The sequence below is a fragment of the Streptomyces sp. SPB074 genome (genome assembly GCF_000154905.1).
Lineage (GTDB): Bacteria > Actinomycetota > Actinomycetes > Streptomycetales > Streptomycetaceae > Streptomyces.
Map to the genome: position 1 here is coordinate 4,631,182 of NZ_GG770539.1, position 3,819 is coordinate 4,635,000.

General features: G+C 74.0%; 4 protein-coding genes. 1 reads left to right on the forward strand and 3 read right to left on the reverse strand.

Going from position 1 to position 3,819, the window contains the following annotated elements:
* Positions 1–169: 169 nt before the first annotated feature.
* The 3 genes from SSBG_RS19500 to SSBG_RS19510 form a co-directional block, all read right to left on the reverse strand.
* The gene (locus tag SSBG_RS19500) at positions 170–1,390 is read right to left on the reverse strand and encodes an alginate lyase family protein (protein ID WP_037870171.1); all 1,221 of its coding nucleotides are present in this window, start codon (positions 1,388–1,390) and stop codon (positions 170–172) included.
* Between the two features lie 323 nt (positions 1,391–1,713).
* Positions 1,714–2,244 carry a redox-sensitive transcriptional activator SoxR gene (soxR, locus tag SSBG_RS19505; protein ID WP_008747795.1) on the reverse strand — a complete coding sequence of 177 codons (531 nt, stop codon included), beginning with the start codon at positions 2,242–2,244 and terminating at the stop codon, positions 1,714–1,716.
* Between the two features lie 259 nt (positions 2,245–2,503).
* Entirely contained in the window at positions 2,504–2,899 is a 396-nt protein-coding gene (locus tag SSBG_RS19510) for a DUF5997 family protein (protein WP_008747796.1), read from the reverse strand.
* 60 nt (positions 2,900–2,959) lie between these two features.
* Here SSBG_RS19510 and SSBG_RS19515 point away from each other — a divergent pair, with 60 nt between their 5' ends.
* Positions 2,960–3,781, forward strand: a complete 822-nt coding sequence (locus tag SSBG_RS19515; protein ID WP_008747797.1) for a LysR family transcriptional regulator substrate-binding protein — start codon at positions 2,960–2,962, stop codon at positions 3,779–3,781.
* The last annotated feature ends 38 nt before the right edge of the window (positions 3,782–3,819 follow it).

The window sequence follows — 3,819 nt, forward strand, 5'->3', positions numbered from 1 at the left end:
GCGCTCCGCCCGGTGGTCCTCGCCGGTCGCCGGGGCGGCCAGAGGGCCGGGCGCGGTGAGGCGCCCGGGCGGGGTGAGGCGCCCGGGCGGGGTGAGCGGCCCGGTCCGGGTGCGTGGACCGGGCCCGGTGCGCGGATCGGGCCCGGAGTGCGGCCCGGGAACTCCGCTCTCAGTTCGGGTTCTTGGCGTTGGTGAGGGTCTCCCAGGCCACGAAGAGGTTGTTGGAACCGGCCGGGCGGTTCGCCTCGGTCAGCGCCTGGGTGTTGGCCATCGCGACGCCGTGCAGCGTGGTGAGCGTGTTGAAGCCGACCTCGGTGATGGGGCCGAGGCCGCGCTTGACGGAGCCGCCGCACACGTTGCCCGGGACGGCCGCCCCGCGCTCGTACTTCGACTGGAAGCCCAGCGCCTGCCGCAGCCGCTCACCGACCTGCGGGTAGAGGTCCTGGCCCTGGATGCGGGAGGTTTCGAGGACGTGCGAGATCGAGGAGATGCCGTAGCCGGTGTGGGTGAAGTCGCGGCAGGTCTCCTGCGTCATGCCCTCCACGAAGTTGTTGGCGCCGAACCAGAAGCCGACGATCTTGTCCCGGGTGTTCAGGTTCTGGCTCGCCACGGTCTTCGGCAGCGCGCCGTCCGAGGCGAGGTAGACGAAGGCGGGCACGCGCTCCAGGTAGTGGCCGATCGCGCGGTCGTAGCTCGCGTGGTCGTCCAGGAAGACGGAGATGCTGACCGCCGCCTCCAGCATCGTCAGGTCCCAGTTGCCGGTGCGGTCGGAGCCGTTGACGGTCTGGGGGAGGTAGACGGTGCGGAGCATCGTCGCGAAGCGGCCGGAGTTGGCCCAGCTGCCGTGGACCGTCTTGATGATCTCGGCGGCCTTCGGCCAGGAGGAGCCCGACCAGCCGGTCTGGAGGGGCGCGTTGTCGTTGGTGTGGTTCTTGATCGTCGCGGACCAGGCGTCCATGAGCTGGATGGACTTCTGCGCGTAGCGCTCGTCGCCGCCGATGTACCAGGCGAGGGCGTCGGTGTACGCGGCGATCGCGTCCTCACGCTCGTCGGTGCACCCGTTGTTCGGGTTCGAGACGGGGCCGCACTCGACGGTCGCGCGCGGCTTCGGCGTGCGGCTCAGGCTCGCGTACTTGCTCCCGATCATCTGGTCGTAGGCGCTCTTCCACGGCTGCGCGCCCGCCCTGACCTTGTCGCGGACGAAGGAGAGCTGGGCCGAGTTGAGGTTGACGCCGGGGTGGGTGAAGACGGCGGGGGACGCGGCGACGGCGGGGGCGGCCTTTGCCGCCGGGGCGGGAGCGGCGGCGGCGGGGGTGAGGAGGCTCGCCGCGCTCAGCGCGCCGAGCGCGGCGGCGAGTCCGGCGAAACGGGAGACAACTCCGATGCGCATGGGGGGCCTTTCGGGGCTGCGCGATCCACCGCTCGTTCATGTACGTGAATGGTGGACCGGGTTGTGAACATCTCGGCTCCCGGAAGGTAGGACTCGGGTCATGGACGCGTCAAGGCTTGTCACGGCATCGGCCGGGACGGGGGTACGGGCGGGGTGCTGCGGGCCGGCGGGCGCGGCGAACTTCCCGCAGGCCGGGGCGGTGTGACGGGGTCTCCGACCGGCAGCGACGGGTCCCGCTTCCCGTACGGGACCGGAAGGTGGCGCGGGAGGGGTGGCGCGGGCGGCGTTCAGGAGGTGATGCGGGCGCGTTCAGGGGGCGGCGTTCAGGAGGTGGTGCGGGGGTCCGCCGGGCCTGGCTCGCGTGCCTTCTCGGGCCGGGGTGCCTCGTCGGCCGGCGGCTGCTCGTGGAGGAGTCGCTGCGGGCCCGCGCCCTCCGTCGCGAGGGCGTCGCCCGGGTTGAGGGCGGTGCAGGTGTTCAGGGAGAGGCAGCCGCAGCCGATGCAGCCGGCCAGCTCCTTCTCCAGGCGCTGGATCTGGAGGCGGCGCTCCTCCAGGAGGGCGGACCACCGGGCCGAGATGCGGGCCCAGTCGCGCTTGCCGGGCATCCGGTCGCCGGGGAGCGAGGCGAAGACCTCGGCGACCTCGGCGAGCGGGATGCCGAGCCGCTTGGCGAAGACGACGATCGAGAGGCGGCGCAGGGTGTGGCGCGGGTAACGGCGCTGGTTGCCCGAGGTGCGCACCGAGGAGATGAGCCCCTCGCTCTCGTAGAACCGCACGGCGGAGGTGGCGATCCCGACGCGGCGCGCCACCTCACCGACGGTGAGCAGTTCGGTCGCGACGCTGTGCTCCGGCACGGCTGCCTCCTGGAACGAGCCTTTGACTTGGCGGGGCGCCTCCGGGCGGGCTTCCGGCTCCGGGAGGGGCGACGGGTCCCGGGCGCGGGGAGCCCTGCGGCCGTACGGGGAGCCTGGTCCGTACGGGGAGCCTCCGCCGTACGTGCAGCCTCCGCCGTACGCGGAACCTCGCCCGTACGGGGGCAGCCTCCGCCGTACGGGCGAAGGGCCGGTCTCGCCGGAGCCGGGCCCTTCGGGGTGACGTGGAGCCGCGCGGGGGCTACGAGGCGTCGCGGGCCGCGCGTTCCTCGTCGCGGGCCTTGAGGCGGGCGGCCTCCTTGCGCGTCTCGGCCTGGGTGGCGCGCTCCCGGCGGAGCCAGTCGGGGCACTCCTGTTTGAGGGCCTCGATCTGCTCGGTGGTGAGCGGTTCCGTGACGCCGCCGCGCGCGAGCCCGGCGATCGAGATCTCCAGGCGCGCCGCGACCACCGGGCGGGGGTGGGGGCCCTCGCGGCGCAGCTCGCGCAGCCACTCGGGCGGATCGGCCTGGAGCGCGTTCAGCTCGTCGCGCGAGACGGAGCCCTCCCGGAACTCGGCGGGGGTGGCTTCGAGGTACACGCCCAGCTTCTTCGCCGCGGTCGCGGGCTTCATGGTCTGGGCGGTCTTGTGCGACGTCATGCGTCCAGCGTAACGAGTGCCCGGGACTCCGTGCGCCGCGGCCGCCGGTAGCCTGGGGACGTGACTGGCTCGGACGCTTCCCCTTCGTTCACGCTCGCCTACGTTCCCGGCGTGACCCCCACGAAGTGGGTGCGGATCTGGAACGAGCGGCTTCCCGGTGTCCCGCTGACCCTCACCGCCGTCCCCGCGGACGAGGCCGGGGGTCAGCTGCGCGCGCGCGGCGCCGACGCCGGGTTCCTGCGGCTGCCCGTGGACCGTACGGAGCTGAGCGCCATCCCGCTCTACACCGAGGCCACCGTCGTCGTGATCCCGAAGGACCACCTCGTCACCGCGGCCGAGGAGATCACCACCGCCGACCTCGCCGACGAACTCGTGCTGCACCCGCTGGACGACGTACTGGAGTGGGAGGCCCTGCCCGGCCGCCCCGCGGCCGAGCGCCCGGCCACGACCGCGGACGCCGTGGAACTGGTGGCGGCCGGGGTCGGCGTCCTCCTCGTGCCGCAGTCCCTCGCCCGCCTCCACCACCGCCGCGACCTCACGTACCGCACGGTCACGGACGCCCCCGTCTCACGCGTCGCGCTCGCCTGGCCCGAGGACGCGACGACGGAGCTGGTCGAGCAGTTCATCGGCATCGTCCGCGGCCGTACGGTCAACAGCAGCCGGGGCCCGAAACCGGCCACGCCCGAGCCGGGCGCGGCGGGGGGCCGGAAGCGGGGACCGGGCGGCGGTGGCGCCGGGGGTGCGGGAGGGGGCAAGGCGCAGGGGCGACGCGGCTCGGGCGCGGGCACGGGCAAGGGGACGGCGAAGGGCGGGCCCAAGGGCTCGGCGAAGGGCGGGTCCCGGGGCGCGGCGAAGCGCGGGAAGCCCCGCAAGCGCCCGTAGCGCTTGCGGGCGCACGTCGCCCCGCAAGCGGCGTAGGC